21 protein-coding genes are annotated in these 21,097 nt (G+C 59.6%); 17 read left to right on the forward strand and 4 right to left on the reverse strand.

Annotated features, from left to right (window positions below; genetic code table 11):
- Window positions 1-96 precede the first annotated feature (96 nt).
- The 10 genes from IC37_RS23310 (at window position 97) to IC37_RS23355 (ending at window position 9,766) form a co-directional block, all read left to right on the forward strand.
- Window positions 97-1,248, forward strand: a complete 1,152-nt coding sequence (locus tag IC37_RS23310; protein ID WP_030128243.1) for a DUF2515 family protein — start codon at window positions 97-99, stop codon at window positions 1,246-1,248.
- On the forward strand, window positions 1,245-1,982 hold the full coding sequence (locus IC37_RS23315) for a hypothetical protein (protein ID WP_256580786.1): 738 nt from the start codon (window positions 1,245-1,247) through the stop codon (window positions 1,980-1,982). Before IC37_RS23310 ends, IC37_RS23315 begins: the two co-directional genes overlap by 4 nt.
- Window positions 1,961-2,467, forward strand: coding sequence for an Hcp family type VI secretion system effector (locus IC37_RS23320; protein WP_030128241.1), 507 nt, complete (start codon window positions 1,961-1,963; stop codon window positions 2,465-2,467). The genes IC37_RS23315 and IC37_RS23320 overlap by 22 nt, the downstream gene beginning before the upstream one ends.
- A complete protein-coding gene (locus IC37_RS23325; RefSeq protein WP_030128240.1) occupies window positions 2,464-2,940 on the forward strand; it encodes a hypothetical protein in 477 nt (158 codons plus the stop codon). The genes IC37_RS23320 and IC37_RS23325 overlap by 4 nt, the downstream gene beginning before the upstream one ends.
- Window positions 2,941-3,095: 155 nt before the next feature.
- Window positions 3,096-4,163 (forward strand): DUF2333 family protein, encoded by a 1,068-nt coding sequence (locus IC37_RS23330; protein ID WP_030128239.1) that lies wholly within the window; start codon window positions 3,096-3,098, stop codon window positions 4,161-4,163.
- A 3-nt stretch (window positions 4,164-4,166) separates the two neighbouring features.
- Entirely contained in the window at window positions 4,167-4,736 is a 570-nt protein-coding gene (locus IC37_RS23335; protein ID WP_030128238.1) for an NUDIX hydrolase, read from the forward strand.
- Between the two features lie 178 nt (window positions 4,737-4,914).
- Window positions 4,915-5,286, forward strand: coding sequence for a translation initiation factor Sui1 (locus tag IC37_RS23340; protein ID WP_007907444.1), 372 nt, complete (start codon window positions 4,915-4,917; stop codon window positions 5,284-5,286).
- Window positions 5,287-5,509: 223 nt separating this feature from the next.
- Complete coding sequence (gene speA, locus IC37_RS23345; protein WP_030128237.1) at window positions 5,510-7,423, forward strand: arginine decarboxylase; 1,914 nt, start codon at window positions 5,510-5,512, stop codon at window positions 7,421-7,423.
- Between the two features lie 232 nt (window positions 7,424-7,655).
- Complete coding sequence (locus IC37_RS23350) at window positions 7,656-8,972, forward strand: type VI secretion system Vgr family protein (protein WP_030128236.1); 1,317 nt, start codon at window positions 7,656-7,658, stop codon at window positions 8,970-8,972.
- On the forward strand, window positions 8,969-9,766 hold the full coding sequence (locus IC37_RS23355; RefSeq protein ID WP_030128235.1) for a DUF4123 domain-containing protein: 798 nt from the start codon (window positions 8,969-8,971) through the stop codon (window positions 9,764-9,766). The genes IC37_RS23350 and IC37_RS23355 overlap by 4 nt, the downstream gene beginning before the upstream one ends.
- Before the next feature lie 6 nt (window positions 9,767-9,772).
- On the opposite strand, the gene IC37_RS23360 is transcribed toward IC37_RS23355, so the two are convergent.
- Both IC37_RS23360 and IC37_RS23365 read right to left on the reverse strand, forming a co-directional pair.
- Complete coding sequence (locus IC37_RS23360) at window positions 9,773-11,113, reverse strand: MATE family efflux transporter (RefSeq protein ID WP_030128234.1); 1,341 nt, start codon at window positions 11,111-11,113, stop codon at window positions 9,773-9,775.
- A gap of 190 nt (window positions 11,114-11,303) precedes the next feature.
- On the reverse strand, window positions 11,304-11,597 hold the full coding sequence (locus IC37_RS23365; RefSeq protein WP_008011267.1) for a hypothetical protein: 294 nt from the start codon (window positions 11,595-11,597) through the stop codon (window positions 11,304-11,306).
- A gap of 191 nt (window positions 11,598-11,788) precedes the next feature.
- Between IC37_RS23365 and IC37_RS23370 the strand changes: the two genes are divergently transcribed.
- From IC37_RS23370 to IC37_RS23390, 5 genes are all read left to right on the forward strand, one after another.
- On the forward strand, window positions 11,789-12,091 hold the full coding sequence (locus IC37_RS23370) for a MazG-like family protein (protein ID WP_030128233.1): 303 nt from the start codon (window positions 11,789-11,791) through the stop codon (window positions 12,089-12,091).
- Complete coding sequence (locus tag IC37_RS23375) at window positions 12,091-12,840, forward strand: methyltransferase domain-containing protein (protein ID WP_030128232.1); 750 nt, start codon at window positions 12,091-12,093, stop codon at window positions 12,838-12,840. The genes IC37_RS23370 and IC37_RS23375 overlap by 1 nt, the downstream gene beginning before the upstream one ends.
- Before the next feature lie 12 nt (window positions 12,841-12,852).
- Window positions 12,853-13,479, forward strand: coding sequence for a DUF4136 domain-containing protein (locus tag IC37_RS23380; RefSeq protein ID WP_030128231.1), 627 nt, complete (start codon window positions 12,853-12,855; stop codon window positions 13,477-13,479).
- Window positions 13,480-13,531: 52 nt separating this feature from the next.
- On the forward strand, window positions 13,532-14,089 hold the full coding sequence (locus tag IC37_RS23385) for a DUF4136 domain-containing protein (protein WP_030128230.1): 558 nt from the start codon (window positions 13,532-13,534) through the stop codon (window positions 14,087-14,089).
- A 250-nt stretch (window positions 14,090-14,339) separates the two neighbouring features.
- On the forward strand, window positions 14,340-16,322 hold the full coding sequence (locus IC37_RS23390; RefSeq protein ID WP_030128229.1) for a TadG family pilus assembly protein: 1,983 nt from the start codon (window positions 14,340-14,342) through the stop codon (window positions 16,320-16,322).
- On the opposite strand, the gene IC37_RS23395 is transcribed toward IC37_RS23390, so the two are convergent.
- A complete protein-coding gene (locus IC37_RS23395) occupies window positions 16,292-19,060 on the reverse strand; it encodes an ATP-binding protein (protein WP_030128228.1) in 2,769 nt (922 codons plus the stop codon). The genes IC37_RS23390 and IC37_RS23395 overlap by 31 nt on opposite strands.
- Window positions 19,057-19,497 carry a TadE/TadG family type IV pilus assembly protein gene (locus IC37_RS23400; RefSeq protein WP_030128227.1) on the reverse strand — a complete coding sequence of 147 codons (441 nt, stop codon included), beginning with the start codon at window positions 19,495-19,497 and terminating at the stop codon, window positions 19,057-19,059. The genes IC37_RS23395 and IC37_RS23400 overlap by 4 nt, the downstream gene beginning before the upstream one ends.
- 76 nt (window positions 19,498-19,573) lie before the next feature.
- Here IC37_RS23400 and IC37_RS23405 point away from each other — a divergent pair, with 76 nt between their 5' ends.
- Window positions 19,574-20,044 (forward strand): prepilin peptidase, encoded by a 471-nt coding sequence (locus tag IC37_RS23405; RefSeq protein ID WP_030128226.1) that lies wholly within the window; start codon window positions 19,574-19,576, stop codon window positions 20,042-20,044.
- A gap of 125 nt (window positions 20,045-20,169) precedes the next feature.
- Window positions 20,170-20,958 (forward strand): response regulator transcription factor, encoded by a 789-nt coding sequence (locus IC37_RS23410; protein ID WP_030128225.1) that lies wholly within the window; start codon window positions 20,170-20,172, stop codon window positions 20,956-20,958.
- Window positions 20,959-21,097 lie beyond the last annotated feature (139 nt).

Consider the following 21,097-nt stretch of genomic DNA (forward strand, 5'->3'; position numbering starts at 1 on the left):
GGCCTATCAGGAAATTCTGATTTTTCGCCGGCTGGCTTCGAACGGGATTATCGGCTGGTAGGGTTCGGGGATTCCCCTAGACGCCATTCCCCGACCATGACCCAATGTTTCAAAGAACAACCCTGCGATGAGCAGCGCCTCAACCACAACAGCACCCCCGTGGCTGACTGTGAATGCGAAGTGGTGGAGCTATACGGCAGCAGGACGCTTGTTACCGATGTGCCGATTCTAACGTGCGCATGCCTGTGGCGGCGTTACCAGCGCGAAGCTGAAGAAATCGTTGCTCCCAGCGGGGTTCTGATCGCTGATCCAGTGGAGCGCAATCGTGCGATCAATGCGGCTTACGCCCGGCTATGGCTGCATGACTCGAGGTTTCAATGGGCTGGCTTGGCTGCATTTGCCTCCAAACAGGTCGGTTGTGGATTGCTTCACGCGGCGGACAGTATTGATCTCATTCGCGAGGAGCATGAGGCGCGGCAGCGATTGCGCCAGAGCCGCAGTGAATCCGGATTACTGACGCCGGGCAGGATGGCCGAGCAGGCGGATGAGCTGCGTGACTATAAAGAAGCGGATGCGCGCAATCCTGTTCCTTCTGTGGATTTTCGTTCTGAAGGAGAGGAGCTATCGCTAGTGCAGCAGCAGTTCCGGCATGTGCACGACATGATGGCGCTGGGGAATACCACGCTGTTTCTGGATGTTTTTCCGTTGCATGAGTTTTATGCGAAGCGGGGATTGGCAGAGTTGAAGCAGTGCCTGGAAACACGCGAAGCCATTTATGGACATCCGAAGCACCCGGTGCTGTGGCCGGTGGGCCAAGAGCAGCTGACGTTCGGGGTAGATTACATCGAAATTTTTCGGGGGTTTGAGGCGATTGAGGCAGGGGACATTGCCGGGAGCGTCGCGCATTTAGCCTGGCATGAGCAGCAAAATATTCTACAGCCCACGATTTATCAGAATGGGCAACTGGTGGCTTTACTGCGTGGCAACCATGTTTCTTATGTGACCGGTTTTCCTTCAGGCGTAGCCCAGGCAATTGAGTTGACGCTCTCCAGCCAATGTCAGCGTGTTGATGACGGACGCACCATTGGTTTCAGCAACAGTCCGCTAGCAGACTTGTCGGATATCAAGCAGCGAATGCCTTTCGTACTTCGGGCAGCGGCACGCTTTGATCAGATGCTCAATAACACAAACCGTAGTGTGCTGGAGCAGTCGATCACCGAAATCGCATCAGGGCAGGGAAGACGATGAGTTTGCCGCAAGGTATTGGCCGCTGGCGGCTCGGGGCAGGCTTACTGCTTCTGACTGCCCTGATCTGGGCGGCTACGAATCAGTTAGTTGAGTCTCTATCGCAAGAGCCAGTCATCGCATTGGAGGTGGGCGGCACCTATGAAACCTTGCGCAAGCATTCTTCAGTCCCCTTCAGCCCGAGGGTCCCCGGGCATGTCTGGATGGGCCTTCCCAAGACGGATGCACGGCTTCGACTCATCGATCCGGAGTATGAGTTCGTAACGCCCAGAGCGCGCTTTTTCACTGTTGTATTTGACGACAATGTCGTCAGCAGTATCCGCATGTCTCCGCAGGTTGAGCCTTTGCTGCTCGATGATGCCCTGAAGGTAGCGCTGGATTTACAAGAACAGTGGCGCGAGGGCGGATGGAGGGTGGCCGGCAGGAAACGCTATCCACCCTTTGCTGACACGCCTGAATGGCGAGCGCAGTTACGAGACGTCAATAAAGGAGGAAAGGTCTACTGGAAGGCTGGCAAAAAATATCAAGTCACGATGCATCTGCACCGATTCAAATACGACAAGAAACCCGACGAAGAGCGCTACCTCATCACGCTATCGATCGGCAAACCGTGGACCCCTTTCGCAGAAGATGGGGACGAAGAAGCTCTAATCGAACTGGATCAATCCATCCCGGACACCCCTTTATTCCCCACAAAAACCAAAGGAGCCCCACCATGCCAACCCCCGCCTTCATGACCCTCCACGGCGAACGACAAGGTCTGATCAGCGCAGGCGCCTTCACCGAGGCGTCCGTCGGCAACGTCTACCAACTGGGCCGCGAAGACCAGATCATGATCCAGGCCCTGAGCCACGGCATCTTCGTTCCCAAAGGATCAGGCGCCGGGCGTCGGATGCACAAGCCGTTAATCATCACTAAGACCATCGACAAAGCATCACCGCTGATCAACACCGCTTTATGTACTGGAGAGTTACTCAAAGAGTGCCGTGTTGAGTGGTATCGCACTTCGGCTCAGGGAACGCAGGAACACTTCTACACCATGGAGCTTGAAGACGCTGTGATCATCGGCGCCGAAGTGTTCATGCCGCATTGTCAGGACCCCGGCACCGCTCACCTCACTCAACTGGAGAAGGTCCACTTCAGTTACCGGCGAATTTACTGGCGGCATGAGATCAGCCGAACCATGGGTTGCGATGAATGGAGCGCCGAGGAACACGCATGAGGCTGGTCAATGAACGCGATCTGTCCGAGTCAGAGCGACAACATGTCTGGTCCAGTGAGCAAGCGCTGGATCTGGTTTGCCAGGCGCTGCTTGACCGGCAACCCATCGAAGGACTCGCCGAGCTGCGTGCCGGCCTATTGATCGACCTCGACAGCGAGGTGCTTCACCAGATCGAGCGGGAAGAATGGTGGTTGGTCAGGGCAGAAGCCGATTACATTGAATGGACAATGCCGGAGCGGGCTTTTGATCCAAAGATGATAGAGCTGATGCAAAATCCGCCCGCCCAGCCCTCGAGATCGCCAAGAGTCTTTCGGCTCATAGACAGCGTAACGGGTGAGCCGCTGGCACAGCGTCACTACATCGCAACGGTGGATGGGGACACTTCTGCGCGCAGAACCGACGGTGAGGGAATCGCACATCTGTTTACCTCGGCTGAGGTGCAGCAGATTTCCATGAAGATCATCGGCGTTTAACTCGGGCAGGGCGGCTGAGTTCATTAACACACGGTTTTCCCAGATCCCTGACGGTAATTTGTCCGGATAAGCCCAACGGCAGGTGCCGGTCAAAGGCACGTTGTTGTATGGTTGTGGTCGAACCGATGAACTCAAGTGATTGAAAGGATATCGCCATGCTGGACTGGAAGAACCGCACAGGCAGCGCGCCTGAGCGTGCCGCTGAACCAAAATCGGCCACCCGCAGTTATTTTGGCGGCCTGTTGTTCAGCCGGGCGCTGGCTACGCTAATCGTTCTTTACCTGCTGGTAGCGATCGCGCTGGGCTGGTACTGGAGCCAGGAACCGGCGCTGTTCCCGGTTCAGCAGAATGCCCAAGTGGCGGCCGAGAAAGAAGGCAAGCAGATGGTGGTCGGGTACACCACGGTGGAAACCCTCAAGACCGTTGCCGGTACTTTGTTGACCAAGCCGGGTGGTTATATTTCCAACGACCGTTTCCCGCCGGGTCTATGGATGGACAACATGTCGAGCTGGGAATATGGCGTGCTGGTCCAGGTCCGCGACCTGAGCCGTGCACTGCGTAAAGACTTCGCCCGTTCCCAGTCACAATCCGCCGAAGACGCCGACCTGGCCAAGGCCGAGCCGCGTTTCAACTTCGACAACAAAAGCTGGGTGCTGCCATCCAGTGAGTCCGAGTACCAGGAAGGCATCAACTCCCTGAGCCGCTATCAGGCACGTCTGTCGGGCCCTGATCAGAAAAGTGCGCTGTTCTATGCCCGCGCCGACAACCTGAACAACTGGCTGGGTGATGTGGGAACCCGTTTGGGTTCGCTGTCGCAACGGCTGTCGGCCAGTGTTGGCCGGGTCAAGCTCAACACCGCGCTGAAAACCGAAGTCCCGGCGCTCGGTCAGGTGCCGCAGGTTGACGAAGAAGTCGTCGAAACCCCGTGGCTGCAGATCGATAATGTGTTCTACGAAGCCCGCGGTCAGGCGTGGGCGTTGTCCCACCTGCTGCGTGCCATCGAAGTCGATTTCGCCGATGTGCTGGCGAAGAAAAACGCCACCGTCAGCGTGCGCCAGATCATTCGTGAGCTGGAGGCTTCGCAAGAGCCGGTCTGGAGCCCGATGATCCTTAACGGCAGCGGCTTCGGTGTGTTGGCCAACCACTCGCTGGTCATGGCCAATTACATCTCCCGGGCGAACGCCGCGGTGATCGATTTGCGTCAATTGCTCAATCAGGGTTGAGTCATGGCTGATAGTTCCGTCGATAGCATGCGTGAGGCCGCCCACCGCGCGGCCTCAGATGCCGAACAGATCGCCTGGGTCGACGAGCAGGACAACCTGCTCGGCGCGCTGGTGCGCTCCGACCTGCGCGAACGCGGGCTGATCGGGCGCGGCACCTACATCATGCTGTTTAATTCTGCCGGTGAACTGTGCGTGCACCGGCGCACCCTGAGCAAAGCGATATACCCCGGTTACTGGGACGTGGCGGCCGGCGGCATGGTGCTGGCCACTGAGACTTACGCCGAATCGGCGGCCCGTGAGCTGGAAGAGGAATTGGGCGTGAGCGGTGTGGAACTGACTGCCCATGATCACTTTTTCTTCGAGGACACCGGCAACCGGCTCTGGTGTTCGGCATTTTCGGCGGTGTGGGATGGTCCGTTGATCCTGCAGCCGGAAGAAGTACTGGAAGCGCGCTTCATTTCCGTCGAACAGGTGATGCTGGAAATCGAGAAAAAGCCTTACTGCCCGGACTCTCTGGCGGCGTTGAAGCGCTATCTGAAGGCTCAGCAAAGCCACGTCGCAAAGAAGGCATAAATTGGCGCCGATTGGCTCTTAGCAATCGGCGTTTTTGCCGTTACACTGCGCGACCTTTTCAAACTGAACCGGTAATGCCCGGCTCAGTAGCGCTGCCCCTGCCTGAGTGGGGCTTCGCGGTCGATGGCTCCCTCCCGGGTTGCCGCGACCAGTCTTTGTCCTCCCAAGAGGATTGCCGGTGGCCAAAAAAGCCGCATCCTTCGCCGCCCTTGGTGGCCTGGTATTTTCCACCGACGCAGGTCGTCATTGCCCGGATTGCAGTCAACCGGTGGATGCCTGCATCTGCAAACAAACCGTTATCCCGGCCGGCGACGGCATCGCTCGCGTGCGTCGTGAAAGCAAGGGGCGTGGCGGTAAGACGGTGACCACCATCACCGGTGTGCCGTTGGCCGAAGACGCGCTCAAGGATCTGGCCACCACGTTGAAAAAACGTTGTGGGACCGGTGGGGCGTTGAAAGACGGAATCATCGAAATCCAGGGCGATCATGTCGAGCTACTCTTGGCCGAGCTGATCAAACACGGTTTCAAAGCGAAGAAGTCCGGCGGCTAGCAGCCTCTGTGAAAACCACCCTCGGCTTGATCCGGCCCCGATTTAATTCTGGTCTGGCGTCGTCTACATGGTTTTCACAGAGCCTGTTCTGACCGGTTTCTAAACTCAGCGCTGAATGCGAGGTCTATGCCCCTTGCATGCAGGCTAATCGTCATTTTCATTCTTTAGACTGCGCCGGCCTGAACCCAGGCGACGCTCTATGACTTCTTTATAGGGGACTTCAATGTCCGTACGACGCACACGCAAAGACGATGGCAGCCAATGGACAGTTGCGGACAGCCGCAGTGTTTACGGGATTCGCCATTGGGGGGCCGGGTATTTCGCGATCAATGACGCCGGTCGCGTCGAAGTTCGTCCGAACGGTCCGACCAGTTCGCCTATCGACCTCTTCGAGCAAGTCGACCAACTGCGCAAAAGCGGTTTGTCCTTGCCGCTGCTGGTGCGTTTCCCTGACATCCTGCAAGACCGCGTGCGTCAGCTGACGGGTGCGTTCGACGCCAACATCGAACGCCTGGAATACCAGAGCAAGTACACTGCGCTGTACCCGATCAAGGTCAACCAGCAAGAAGCGGTGATCGAAAACATCATCGCTACCCAAGACGTTTCCATCGGTCTGGAAGCCGGCTCCAAGCCTGAGTTGCTCGCCGTTCTGGCGCTGGCGCCGAAGGGCGGCACCATCGTCTGCAACGGTTACAAGGACCGCGAGTTCATCCGTCTGGCGCTGATGGGCCAGAAGCTCGGCCACAACGTGTTCATCGTGATCGAGAAAGAATCCGAAGTCGGTCTGGTGATCGAAGAAGCGGCGTCGCTCAAGGTCAAGCCGCAGGTCGGCCTGCGCGTGCGTCTGTCGTCCCTGGCATCGAGCAAGTGGGCAGACACTGGCGGTGAAAAATCCAAGTTCGGCCTGTCGGCGGCGCAACTGCTGTCGGTGGTCGAGCGTTTCCGCGCTGCCGGCCTGGACCAGGGCATCCGCCTGTTGCATTTCCACATGGGTTCGCAGATCGCCAACCTGGCGGACTACCAGCACGGCTTCAAGGAAGCGATCCGTTACTACGGCGAGCTGCGCAACCTTGGTCTGCCGGTGGATCACATCGACGTCGGCGGCGGTTTGGGCGTGGACTACGACGGTACTCACTCGCGTAACGCCAGTTCGATCAATTACGACATGGACGATTACGCCGGTGTCGTGGTCGGGATGCTCAAGGAGTTCTGCGACGCGCAGAACCTGCCGCACCCGAACATCTTCTCTGAAAGCGGCCGCTCCCTGACCGCTCACCACGCCATGCTGGTGGTTCAGGTAACCGACGTCGAGAAACACAACGACGACGTGCCGAAGATCGATAACAAGGAAGAGCTGCCGGAAACCGTGCAGTGGCTGGTTGATCTGCTCGGTCCGACCGACATCGAAATGGTCACCGAGACCTACTGGCGCGCCACGCACTACATGAGCGACGTGGCCACTCAATACGCCGATGGCAAGCTGACCCTGGCGCAAAAAGCCCTGGCCGAGCAATGCTACTTCGCCGTTTGCCGCCGCCTGCACAACTCGTTGAAGGCCCGTCAGCGCTCCCACCGTCAGGTGCTCGACGAACTCAACGACAAGCTGGCTGACAAGTACATCTGCAACTTCTCGGTATTCCAGAGCCTGCCGGACACCTGGGCCATCGGCCAGGTCCTGCCGATCCTGCCGCTGCACCGTCTCGACGAAGAGCCGCTGCGCCGTGCCGTGCTGCAAGACCTGACCTGCGACTCCGACGGCAAGATCAAGCAGTACGTCGACGAGCAGAGCATCGAGACCAGTTTGCCGGTGCACGGTTTGAACGAAGGCGAAGACTATCTGCTGGGGATCTTCCTGGTGGGTGCCTACCAGGAAATTCTCGGCGACATGCACAACCTGTTCGGTGACACCGACTCGGTGAACATCTACCAGAACGCCGACGGTAGCGTGTACCACGCCGGTATCGAAACCCACGACACCATCGAAGACATGTTGCGTTACGTACACTTGTCGCCGGAAGAGCTGATGACCCACTACCGCGACAAGTGCGCCAGCGCCCGCATCAGCGCCGCCGAGCGCACCCAGTTCCTCGATGCCTTGCGTCTGGGCCTGACCCGTTCTTCTTACCTGTCTTCTTGAGGTAAGGCTCCGTTCTCATCGGGTTGTCTGAAAATTCTCCATACGTTGGGGAAATTTCAGATGACCTGGTGCGACACTTCTCTCTTTTCAAGCGAAATGACCCACAGGCCGGGCTATCCAGCGATGTGGTCTTCTTTTCGCGTAGGTCATTTCCTAAGTTGTACTTCGGCACTCTACTCGGCCATGTCTCTCAGCGAGAATCCCCGGCCGCCCCTCCTGTAGAGAATCGCCGATGTTCGATCCAGCCAACGAGCCATCATTTCGTCTGGATATAGCGGGTCTTCCCGACCCCTTTGAGGTCTTGGCCTTTACCGGTAGCGAAGCCATCAGCGAGCCTTTTATGTTCGACGTGGATCTGCTGAACAGTGACCCGACGCTGGACCTTTCGAGCCTGCTGTACCGCTCGGCCTTTTTGCACTTCGGGCCCTTGGGGCAGGGTATTCACGGGCAGTTGCTTGGCCTCGTTCAGCTCGGCCATGGCGGTGAGCCTAGGCTATGTCGTGTCCGTCTGGGGCCCAGGCTGGCGTGTCTGGCCCAGCGCTTCAATCAACGAATCTTCAGCCATCGTTCGGTGCCGGAGATTCTCGCTCAGGTGCTCAAGGAGCACGGCATTGCCGGCCATGATCAGCGCTTCGACCTGAGTGGCGATTACCCGCCCCGTGATTTCTGCACGCAGTACCGGGAATCGGACCTGCAATTTCTCCAGCGTCTGTGCGCCCAGGAGCGGCTTCATTACTACTTCGAACACTGCGCACGCGGACACTGTCTGGTTTTCGGTGATGGCCAGTTTTGCCGTGGCGAAGAAGGCAACTTCGAGGGGGAGGGCGAGCGGCCAGGCGTGCATCAGTTCAAGCTTCACGGTTGCGGGCAGATCGCCGAAGGCCAGACGAATCTGGCGACGTTGCGCAGTGGTCAACTGATGTCGCTGTCCGGCCATCCGAGTGCGGACTGGAATCGTCTCTGGCTACTGACCCATGTCGAGCATCAGGGAGGGCAGGAACCGGGGCTTCCTTATAGCAACCAACTGCGCGCCGTTGTGCAGGAAATGCCTTTCGTGGCGGCTGATTCGGTCGTGAAACCCAGGATGCACAGCCTGCAGCGGGCGTGGGTGGTCGAGGTCGATGAGTCTCAACCGGATCTGTCCAGACCGGTAGCGGTGCAGTTCGACTGGCTTTATCAGGGTGAGGGCGCAGCGCCCAGCCACTGCTGGTTGCCGTTGGCTCCCGAGCTGGCCGGCGCCGGCACCTTGCCGTTGAGTGAAGGCGCGCAGGTGCTGGTGAGCTTTATCGAAGGCGACCCGGACCAACCCTTGATCAGCGGATTTCTTCCCGGCGCAGCGTCTAGCACAGAGCCAGTCATACCCGACCTGCAACCCCCCTTGACGACCGATGTCAGCCCGGCGATCGAGGGCTTGCAGGGCTTGCTGCAAGCCAGCGAACCCTTGGTGCTCCTGTGCCTGCTGCCCGGCGGCGGCAGTTTCAGTCATTGCGCGCAGTCCTTTTGCACCTGTCGGGCGGCGATGCTGCTTGGCCAGAGCGGTGCGGCATGATCGCCGCTCAGGCAACCGACCCGGCCCCGCAATGGCTGTTGCTCGATGTGCCAGGCATGCCTCAGGCCGGTGCGAGTTTACGGCAACAGTTTGCTCATGCCCGATGGTTCCGTCTGTTCGAAGGCACCGAATTTCACCCGTTGCGTGAACTCGGACCGGTGCTGGTCGACCTTCGCGAATGCCCTGCACTGGCCAAACTGTGCCAAAGTGCACCGCATACCTGGAGCGGGTTACTGCTGGTCAGTGAAGCATCGCCATCGCAGCTACTGGAGCATTTGCGACGCATGCTCGCGGTCACTTTGGGTCTGCATCACCGGGCTTTGTTGAGTTACTACAATCCACACACGGCAAGTTATTTTTTCGATGCCTGCGATGCTCAAGAGCTCAGTCGCTGGCTAGGTCCGATCGAGCAGTTGCGCTGGTTCGGCGGCACCTGGGCCGACCGGGCCATTGGCTGTCAAGGCTGGCAGCAGTTGTTGAATCCGCGGCTTGCCGTCCGGCCGCTGGCCATCGAAGAAAACCTCACCCCGCGTCAGCGAGATACCTTGCAAACCTGCCTGCTGGAACAACACGCCTGGCACTGGAGCCGATCCTCCGGCACCGACTACTACACCTTGTGGGCTTACCTGCAGGAAGGGCTGGCGTTGGGTTTCAGCGAACGTCCGGTGCTCGATGGCTGGTTATGGCTGCGCTTGCAACACCCCAACGCAGTGCCTGGGCAGCCGTTGTCGGGAATCACCCAGCAAGAGCGTCTCGATAGCCTGCGCACCCTGTGGCAGAACGATCAACCCTGACCCCCGTCATCCGTTGAGCCAGCTGTCGTGCTTGCGCAAGTACCAGGCGAACGCGCCAAGGGTCAGGCTGCGCAGCAACATGAACAACAGGAAGGTTATCCACAATCCATGGTTGCCCAAGCCTTGCAGCGCCCAGGCGAAGGGCAGCAGCAGGATCACCGTCAGCAGCATGCCGTTGCGCATTTCCCGGGCGCGGGTGGCGCCGATGAACAGACCGTCGAGCAGGTAACTCCAGACGGCAATCAGCGGCAGTACCGCGAGGTAAGGCAGGTAAAGGAATGCGGTGTCGCGCACGCTCTGGATGTCGGTCTGCATCTCGATGAACAGGTGCCCGGCGAACAGAAACAGCAAGGCAAACCCCAGACTCGCCAGCAATGACCAACCGCACGCCACCACCAATGAGCGGCGCAGGGCTTCTCGGTCGCGAGCACCGATGGCGTGCCCGCACAGTGCTTCGACTGCGTGGGCCAGACCGTCCAGCGCATGGGCGGTCAGCAGCAAACCGTTGAGCAGCAATGCGTTGGCGGCGACCGTGGCATCGCCCAGTCGAGCACCCTGCACGGTGATCAGGAAAAACACCGACTGCAACGCCAGGCTGCGGATGAATATGTCGCGATTGACCGCCAGTAATGGGCGCCAACTCTGCCACAACGCCAGCGCGGCCCAGGCGATATGGCCGGGGTAGGCGCGCAGGGCCTTGCGGGTCATGAACAGGCCGATCAGTGCGCCGGTCCACTCGGCGATCACCGAGGCCCGCGCCGCGCCGACCACGCCCCAATCCAGGCCGAGCACGAACCACAGGTTCAGCGCGATGTTGATCAAGTTGGTGCTCAGCAGAATCGCCAGCGGCGCCCGAGCGTTCTGAGTGCCGAGGAACCAGCCCACCAGCGCGTAGCTGGCCAGCGCCGCGGGCAGACCGAACAGCCGTGTGTGGAAGAAGTCGCGGGTGAGCTGATCCAGCTCCGCCGACGGTTGCATGAAGTGCAACGCGACTCCGCTCAATGGCACGCCAAGTGCCCCTGACAGAATGGCCAGGCCCATGGCCAACAACAGACCTTGCAGCAAAATCTGCCGCAACGCTGCGCCATCCCCGCGCCCGGCAGCCTGAGCGGCGAACCCGGTGGAGCCCATGCGCAGAAAACCCATGGCCCAGGCAAGAAAGGTATACAGACTGGCGCCCACCGCAACGGCGCCGAGTTGATGAGCATGGGGCAGGTGGCCGATGACGGTACTGTCGACCAGCGCCACCAGCGGTACAGAAATGTTCGAGAGAATCATCGGTGCGGCGAGCGCCCAGACTCGACGATGGGTCGGATGGTCGCGCCAGTCGGCAATCAGGTTGGACATGCAGGCTCCTTGGGGGCGCCTGCATTGTAGCGACAGATTGTGTTCAGCTAAGCGAACGCAATCTACAAAACATCAGAGATCTAATGTGGGAGCGGGCTTGCTCGCGAAGGCTTTCTTCCATTCAACATGTCAGTCGACTGACACACCGCTTTCGCGAGCAAGCCCGCTCCCACATTGAATGGGGGCAGCCTTAATGAACAATCCAGCTCAGCAACCACAACCCCAACAGCAACCAGATAATCCCCATGATGATCGACGCGTTCATGAAGGCGCGGATCGCTGCCCACAGCAGCATCAGCCCGATGATCAGCGTGATGATGCTGACGATCGAAGTGTCCATGCCCAGCGCCTGGGCCAATCCTTCGACAAAATTGCTGCCGGCGTTGCTCAACAGGTTGAACAGACCACTGAGGGCATCGATGATAAACCGGATGGCCGAACCGATTATCTGGCCGAGCCATTCGAAAAAGCTTTCTACCTGCATGTGTACGTCCTGATGGAGTAGTGGCGTGGTTGCCGGATCCGAGCCTTGGGCTATTGATCGTGCTGCCGAGTTCCCGTAGGAGCTGCAGAAGGCTGCGATCTTTTTGAGTATGGCGCAAGTGCGCAGGCACAACGCTGCCACTTGCCTTCACCCGCCATCCCCCTGAAGCTATACGCCTTCAGGAGAGCCCGATGAACCTTGTTGAACTGACCGAACGCCTGCACGCCATTCGTGACCGCAATGACTGGCGGCAATTTCACAGCCCGAAAAACCTGGCCATGGCCGCGAGCGTGGAAATGTCCGAACTGGTGGAGATTTTCCAGTGGCTGAGCGAAGACCAGTCGCGCCAGTTACCGGCGGACAAGCTCGCCCATGCCGGGCAGGAAATCGGCGACATCGTGCTGTATCTACTGCTGCTGTGCAGCGAGTTGGGGTTGGACATGAATGACGTGGTGCGCAGCAAACTCGCGGACAGCGAACGGCGGTTCAGCTGATGAGCGACCGTCATTTCGATCAACTGGCGACCCGCTTCGCCGAAAAAATCTACGGTGGCGCCAAAGGTGCGATTCGTCTCGCGGTGCTACAGGCCGACCTGGCCGAAACCCTGCCGGACCGCCCGTTGCGCGTACTGGATATCGGTGCCGGCCTGGGCCACATGTCGTTGTGGCTGGCCGAGCGCGGTCATCAGGTGACCCTCGCCGAGCCCGCCGAACCGATGCTTGAAGGCGCCCGCCAGCGCTTCGCCGAAGCGGGGCAGACGGCGACGTTCATTCAGGCGCCGTGGCAGGATCTGCTCGGTCAGCTCACTGAACCCTACGACTTGGTGCTGTGCCACGCCGTGCTGGAATGGCTGGCCGAACCCCATGCGATTTTGCCGGTGCTGCATCAGTTGACGAAGCCTGACGGCTGGTTGTCCCTGGCGTTCTACAACCGCGATGCGTTGATCTACCGCAACCTGCTCAAGGGCCATTTCCGCAAGATGCGCAAGAACGACATGGCCGGTGAGAAGCAGAGCCTGACCCCGCAGCAGCCACTGGATCCACGGGAATTGGCGGCGCAACTTGAGAGCATGTGGCAGGTCGAAACCCAGAGTGGGGTGCGGGTTTTTTACGACTATATGCCGGTGGAATTCCAGGCCCGCGTCGAACTGCCGGACTTGCTGGAAATGGAACTGGCTCACCGCCGTCACCCAAGCTTCGCCGGGCTTGGGCGCTATTTGCACTGGATCTGTCGGCCGATCTGATCGGAGCTCGCAATGAAAAGTCGTTCAGGGTTGCTGGTGATCTGTCTCGGGTTGGCGGCCTGTCAGGGCAGCAACCCTTATGTCGCGACGTCCAATCCTCTGCCACCGGCACCGCCCCAGGCCGCCACCACCTTCGACCGCAGCGCCTACCCGGCGCCGCCACGGGATTACGGGCGCTATCGCAGCTGGGCCTGGCTCAACGGGCGCCTGCCACCGGGCACTGCCTGGGCAGACTCGGCGCAGGTGGCCGAGGCGGTCAGCAATGCCCTCGATCAACGCGGCTTGCGCCCGCTGCACGACAACCGTCCGGCGGACCTGTTAGTCAGCGCCGATTTGCGCTTGGAAACCCGCTTGCGTCAGGTTCAGGACGACTATGGTTACGGTGGCGGTTACTACGGCGGTGGTTATGGCGGTTACAACCGCTACGGCAGCGGTTATGGCATGTACAACACCGTGCCAGTCATCCGTACTTATCAGGTACAAGTCGTGGTGGTGCAGGTCGATCTGTTCGACGCGGGCACCGGCCAGCCGGTATGGAGTGCCAGTGCCGAAACCAGCAATCAGGGCAACCAGAGCGGGCGTGCCGATGCCATTCGCGAAGCTGTCGAAAAGGCCATGTCGGCGTATCCTCCTAATTAGCTTCCCGTAAGGAAGCATTCCGTAGGTGCATGTCTTCTATCGGAGAAAAATCATGTCCCGCCGTCTCGTTTTACTGGCCATGGCCGCGCTGCTCACTGCCTGCGCCGTCAACCAGGTCAATCATGACTTCGATGCCAGCCGCGACTTTGCCGCCTATCGTAGCTGGAGCTGGAAAGAGCCCGCCGTGCAATACCGTCCCGATGATCCACGGATCAAGAGTGACCTGACCGAACAACGTATCCGCCAATCCGTTGCCGATCAGCTGGATCAGCGTGGCTTGCGTCCGGCCGCTGCCGGTGCCAGTTCGGATCTGAAAGTGCAGGCCTACCTGATCGTCGAAGATCGCCAGCAACAGGTGAGCACTAACTATGGCGGCGGTTATGGTGGCCCATGGTACGGCTACTGGGGCGGGCCGATGTACACCGAAACCCGCAACGTCAGCTATAAGGTAGCGACCATCCAGATCGACCTGCTCGATGGCAAGGACGGCAAACTGGTATGGCGCGGCAGCGACGAGCAGACGCTCAGCCGCACACCGAACCCGCAGGATCGTAGCAATAAAATCCACGAGACGGTCGGACGGATATTGGCAAACTATCCACCGCGCTGAACCCTGAACTATCCAACACCATAGATCCATTGTGGGAGCGGGCTTGCTCGCGAAAGCGGAGTGTCAGACGACATCAATATCGACTGAACGGCCGTCTTCGCGAGCAAGCCCGCTCCCACATAAACCCATTCCCACATTGAGTTTTTGTCATCTGGGATGGCGCGTTGCCAGCAATCTGGCAGACCCTTGTCTACACTGCTTCTCACCAATGGAGGTAACCCTCGGCAGTGTGCCGGCAAAGGAGTGCGCCATGTCTCCCTGCTTGCAGTTTCGTAGCCCGGCCCGGCAACGGGGAGCGATCGGTTTGATGGCAGTGCTGGCCCTGGGCATGGCCTTGGTATTCCTGCTGATCGTGGTCGACAGCGGCCGCCTGTATCTGGAAAAACGCAGCTTGCAACGAGTGGCGGACATGGCCGCGCTGGAGTCGGCTACGCGCAACGGTGATTGCGCCGTGGGTGCCACCGCTACCGCCTATGCCACCGCCAGCGCAAACCGCAACAATTTCTCCCTTCCTGACCCCGCGCGCAGCCTGACGGTGGCCTGTGGCGCCTTGACCCTGGACGCCAACAATCTTCGGGTTTTTACGGCTAATCCGAGCAGCAGCGAAGCCATTCGGGTGATTGCCAGCCATTCGGTCCCGCAGAGTTTCGCCGGTGGCATTGGCGCCCTGTTCGGCGGCGCTCCAGCCGGGGCGACCCTCAACCTGACCGCGACCGCCGTCGCGACGTTGCCGCCACCGCTGGCCTCGTTGACCATCCGCAGTACGGTGTTGACTATCGATACCAGCAAGTCGACCACCCTCAATGCACTGTTCGGCGGGTTGCTGGGCGGCAATCTGAATCTCTCTGTGGCGGGCTGGCAGGGGTTGATGAACACCAATATCAGCCTGCTCAATTACCTCGATCGACTGAAGGTCGACCTCGGCCTCAACGCCGCCGGGTATGACCAGGTGTTGGGCACTTCGGTGGCTGTCAGTCAACTGATCCAGACTGCCGTCAATGTGCTGGACCCCGGCGGCACGCTCGGCGCGACGGCGACCATCGTCGGTCTGCAAGCACTCAAGGTTGCCGCTGGCTCGACGACCGTAGTGCTGGGCAATGTGTTGCACGTCGAGAACGGCAGCAATATGTCGGGGTTGGCGACTAACGTGAGCGTGTTCAACCTGATCGAAGGCATCGTGCAACTGGCCAACAAGAAAAACGGCCTGGTGGCGACCCTGCCGATCAATCTGGCGGGGCTGGCACAAATCACGGCCCGGGTGCAGGTACTGGAACCGCCGCAACTCTCGGCAATCGGCAACCCGAAAAACGCGGCGCTGGATCCACTGGGACCCAACCGGATCTATGTGAGAACCGCGCAGGTTCGCACCTTGCTGTCGATCGACTTGCCGGCACTCGACGCCATTGTGGCGCTGGTCAATGCGGTGACCGATCTGGCAGGACCGCTGACCAACACCCTCAACGCGTTGCTCAATCTCAACCTGGTGGCGGTGCTCAATTCACTGACTTGTGCCTTGGGCGTGCCCTGCCAGACACCCAGCATCATCGTGTTGCCGGGGCCGATACGGCTCGACGTGGCGCTGGAGGTCGCCAGCGCCAGCAGTTACGTCACGGCCTACAGTTGCCTCAGCAACACCAACAAAACCCTGACCACCAGCACCAGCACATCGCTGGTGAACCTGAAAATCGGCCGGATCGATTCGGCCAGCATGTTCGGCAGCAACACCACGCCGCCGACGGTCACGGTGCAGCCGTTGAAGGTGATCGATATCGGGATCAAAACCTGTCGCCGGCTTCTGTTCTTGCCCATCACCTGCGATCCGCGTGTGCCCGGCGTCGGTGGTGGCATCGATATCGTTGCCGACACCAGCGTGGCGGCGAACGCCAACATTTCCCACGTCTACTCTGCGCCACCCGCCAGCAGCCTGCCGGAAATCAACCAGCCACCGTTCTACTACTCGTTTACCACCAGCAGCATCGTCAGCAGTCTGCTCAACACTCCGCTTAACATTCACGTGGATATGTATGGCCCGTCGGGCAGTCTCGTCAGCGGTCTGGGGACTATCCTGAGCAGTGTGACCACTTTGCTGGTCAGCGCGCTCAACAGCGTGCTCAGCCCGTTGCTCGACAGCTTGATCAACACCTTGCTGGTAAGCCTCGGGATCGATTTGAACAAGGTCGACGTCGGTGCCAACCTCAGCTGTCACTCGGGGCGCGCGACGCTGGTGATCTGATCGTCCGTGACAATCGGCAACTCGATACAAAACCGCGCGCCCTCGGTCGAGTTTCTTACACTCAACTGACCGCCCATGTTTTCGACGATGCCGTAACTCACCGACAACCCGAGCCCGGTGCCGACGCCCACCGGTTTGGTGGTGAAGAACGGCTCGAAAATCCGTTCCAGCAGCCGTGGATCGATACCGCCGCCGTTGTCCTCGACCCACAGTCGCACCGAGTATTCATCACGTTCGGCATACACCGAAATCCACGGTTTGAACTCCCGGTCGGCTTCGCGCTTGCTCAACAATGCATCCCGCGCATTGATCATCAGATTGATCAGCACCTGTTCCAGTTGATCGACGTAACCGCGTACCTGCGCTTCAAATCCGGTCTCGCTGACCCGCAGATCGACGCCTTTGCCGCGCATGCCTTCGGAGAGCAGTGACAGCGTGCCCTCGATGGCTTGAGCCGGATTGAACGGGTGCTGCTCGATCTCCGAACGCCGACCGAATACCCGCATGTGATCCACCACCCGCGCCGCTCGCTGGACTTGCGCGTCGATGCGGTTGAGTTTGTCTGTCAGGTAATCGATTTGCGCATCGCCATTGCTCAAGCGCTTGAGCACATTGACGATGGCCATGCGCATCACGTTCAGCGGCTGATTGATTTCATGGGCCAGCCCGGTGGCCATTTCGCCGAGGGTGGCCATTTTCGCGCTCTGGGTGAGCTGTTGCTGGGCACGCCGGACTTCGGTGTTGTCGCGGCCCACGGCCTGAATTTCCAGCAAGCGACCCTGTTCGTCGAACACCCCGCGATCCGACCAGACCCACCACGCGTGTTCCCGTCCCGGCAGTTGCAAGTTGATTTCCGCGGTGCTGACCGGGAACTCCGGGCTCAGTCGGCTAAGCCGTTGGAGGAACGCTTCGCGCTGTTCCGGCGACATCCAGCTGGCCAGGTTCACCCCCGGTAATTGCTCAGGCTGGCATTCCAGGTAGGTCGCCAGCGGGCGGTTGCCGAAGGTCAGTGTCAGGTCTGGAAGGTAGCGACAGATCATCGCCGGAGAATCTTCCACCAGGATCCGATAGCGCTCTTCACTCTGTTTTACTTTCTCGGCGGCCAGGGTCGCTTCGGTGACATCCAGCCACAGCCCCACAGCTTCCACCGGCAGCCCGAGGTCGTCGCGCAGCAATTTGGCTTCGTCGAGCAGCCAATGGTAATCGCCATGACTGTCGCGCAGCCGATAACGGGCTCGCACTGAACCTTCGCGCAGCAGTTGCCGAGTGCGCTCGAAATAGCCGTCGCGGTCCTCGGGGTGGACCCGTTCCACCAGCGCGCCAGCGGCACAATCGGCGAGCGACCAACCGAGCAGCGGCAACAGGCTGTCGCTGAAAAATGTCGGCTGCAACGCACCTTCGACATAGCGCTGCACGTAGATCACCGCCGGTGAGCTGGCGATCAGGTTGTCCAGCCGGGCATGGGCGGCCGCGGCGTTCTGCTGCTGATTCTTGATGTCACTGATGTCGAGCATGAAGCCCACCAGCCGCCGGTTTCTGCCGATGCCCAAGGCTTGGCCTTGCAGTCGATACCAGATCGGCGTTTGTGCCGCGTCGGGGCGATGCAGGCGCACGCATAGCAGCAACGGCGCGCCTTCGTCCTGCAAGGTTTGCAGGCGAATCGTCAGCTCTTCACGGTCGGCGGGGTGGATCTGTTCGAGCCAGTCGTGCAGCGGCAAACGAGCGCTCGCAAGGTTCAACGTATTGGCGAGCGACGGCGCCAATTGCACCTCGGCCTGGTCGCTGAAGATCTCCCACCAGCCGGTGCCGAGCAAGGCTTGCAGAGACTCCAGCCGCTCCAGTTGCAGATGGTGCTGATGCTCGCGCAAGCGCTCAAGCAGCGGCCCGGCCAGGGCGGCGGCGAGTTGCAACCAGTCGCGCTCGCTCAGGTCGGGGGCACGCTGTTGCCCAGAATAGAAACCACAGAGCAACCAGGCGACCACGCCCTGGGCATTGTGGTAAGGCACCGCGAACCCTTCGGCATTGCCGAAGATGCTTTGCAGGCGCGGATGTTCACTGGGGGTCAGTTTCTGGGGGGTGGAGCCATTCAAACTGTCGAGGCCTGTGCCCAGGCGTTGATCGATGTCCCACAACTGGGGGGCATCGAAGGCCGCGTAATGCTGGTGGATCAGCCAACCCTCTGTCTGTTCGTCGAGCAAGGCCATGGCGATGCACGGGATCTGAAAGCGCTGTGCCAGACCTTGCAGTTGCTCCGCCAGCACTTCGGGCAAGCGCGTCAGGCTGCACAGGCGCAACTGTTCGCTGACCTGCGCCGCGAGCAACTGGCATTGCTCACGGCTGCGCGCTTGTCGGCGTTCGAGCAACAAGTCGCCGATGTCGATCAGCTGCAACAACCAGTTTTCGCCCAACGGCTGCACCCAGCCACGCAGATGCAGCGGTTGTTCGCCGAGGCTGAAAAAATCCAGGTCCAGACTCTGTCCCTGCCACTCGGCAGGCGCGCCTTCGACCGACAGGCCGCTATGGGGCATGAGGTAATCGAGAAGATGCGGTGCCTGTACGCCGGGCATTTGTTGCGCCAGCAGATGCCGCAGTGGGCCGGTCTGGTGAATCACTCGGCCCTCGTCATTCAGATGCAATTGCAAACCGACACGTTGCACGCTCGGAGTGTCCGCACTGTTCGAGGGTTGTGGCGGTTGGCGGTTGAGCAAGCGCCCGAAGAGCTTGTCCCCGGAACTCAAAATTGCAGGCTCGATCGGGCGGTAAGGGTCGCCGGCAGATTGGGTACCGAGCCGATCCCCGGCAGCACCAGGAACGGCAGGACCTGATTCAATTTACTGGTGGGGTAGTTGATGGTGACCGTCAGCACGCCACCGGTGTAGGTGGCGCTGGCGTCGGTGGCCACATTGAAGTTCAGCGCGGCAGGAATCCAGGCCAGCTGCCGGGTCAATTCGGTGGTCGCTATGTTTCTGACGGCGGTGTCGTAATTGGCGGTGCTTGGGTCCAGCGCCACACTGCGGCGCACCGCTTCGGCCGTCGATTGATTGAACGATTGCATCAGCAACAGCGGCAGGCTGTAACTGACCAGCCCATAAAACACGGCGAAGAAGATGACGAACACCAAGGCGAATTCAATCGCCACGGCACCTTTTTGTTTGCGGGGGAGGCCTGTTTTCATGAGTGCGTCTACCCTGACCATCACGACGTAGTATCAGCATAGAATCATTCAACAAAAACGGACGTTTTTTAACCGGATGCAGAACTTTGTCCTACTTGTCTGGCTGACGCTTTGCGCAGCACAGGATGTCCGAGAGCGGCACATCGCCAATGGCCTGACCCTTGGTGCAGGTGTGTTGGCGCTGATCTATCTGTGGTGGACAGGCACCACATGGTTGGGGGCCGAGGCGGTGCAAGGCGGGTGGGCTTTTTTGTTGGCACTGGCCTTCACCTTGCCCGGTTATGCCTTGAGACGTCTGGGGGCGGGCGACGTGAAACTGATGGCAACACTAGGCCTTGCGACGGACGGTATGCACCTGCTCGGCGGTTTTATCGGCGCCGGGTTGGCCAGTGCATTCTGGCTGCTGTTGGCGCCAAGACTCTGGCTGTATATGGGGCAGGGGCTTAGGGATCGCCTTCGCTACTTGGGGCCTGGAACGTCAAAAATACAGCCCTTTGCGCCGTTCGTACTGGTGGGCATGTTGCTCACTCTGGTCTGGATGCATTAGGCGCCGGGCGCCACTCGTTCTATGTACATAGTTGGAAAGTGCGTCTACTTTCAACAACAGTTGTTGTACAGCCTATGGGTAATGGGTACAGGAACGGTCAAGCCAGACTTGGCATGGAGTGACACGTGAACAAGCTTATCTCGGCAATAAAAATCCTTGTGGTCGATGACGAACCATTGATTGTCGAAGAACTTTGCGAGTTCATCGAGCGCAATGGTTATCGCTGTGTTCCTTGTCAGTCCGGCAAGCAGGCGATCGAGCGTTTCAACGAGTATGAGGATATCGGCCTGGTGCTTTGTGATTTGCAGATGCCTGACATGGATGGCATTGAGCTCATCCAGGCGCTGCAACGGTTATCCGGCAAGCACCGGGCGTTCGAGGCGATCATGCTCACCGGGCGCGCAGACAAGCAGGATGTGATCAAGGCCTTGCGCGCCGGGTTCGCCGACTACTATCAGAAACCAATTGATCTGGCGGAGTTGCTCGAAGGTTTGAAGCGCCAGGAAGTGCTCTTGCAGGAGCGGCAGAAAAACCTGCAGTTGGGGCATTTGAGTCAGAAGCTGCAGGACCTTTGTGAGTCGATCGATGAGTTGTATCAGGATCTGGACACGGTTCGTCGGGGGGCGTCCTCTGTGCCTTTGTCGGATTCGGCTGACGGTGCATTCAGTGAGGCGGAGCGGGTGGAGATGCCGGCGGTTTTCAATCAGCTGTCGCCGCGGCAGTTGGAGGTGGCGCGGTTGGTGGGCAAGGGGCAAACCAATTATCAGATTGCCTGTGAGTTGGGAATTACCGAGAACACGGTGAAGCTGTATGTATCGCAGGTGTTGCGGTTGACGCATATGCATAATCGCACGCAAGTGGCGTTGGCGTTGTCGCCTGGTAATGCTGGTGTGCGGCGGCTTACTGCGCACTGAGTTTTTTGAAGGCTGAAATCTTTTGATCTTGGCGGCCTTATAGCCGACCAATCTTTCTCTGATATACACCGTTCAACTGTGGGAGCGGGCTTGCTCGCGAAGACGGCGGCATAGTCAACATTGATGTCGCCTGACACAC

The organism is Pseudomonas sp. QTF5 (genome assembly GCF_000512695.2).
Classification (GTDB): Bacteria; Pseudomonadota; Gammaproteobacteria; order Pseudomonadales; family Pseudomonadaceae; genus Aquipseudomonas.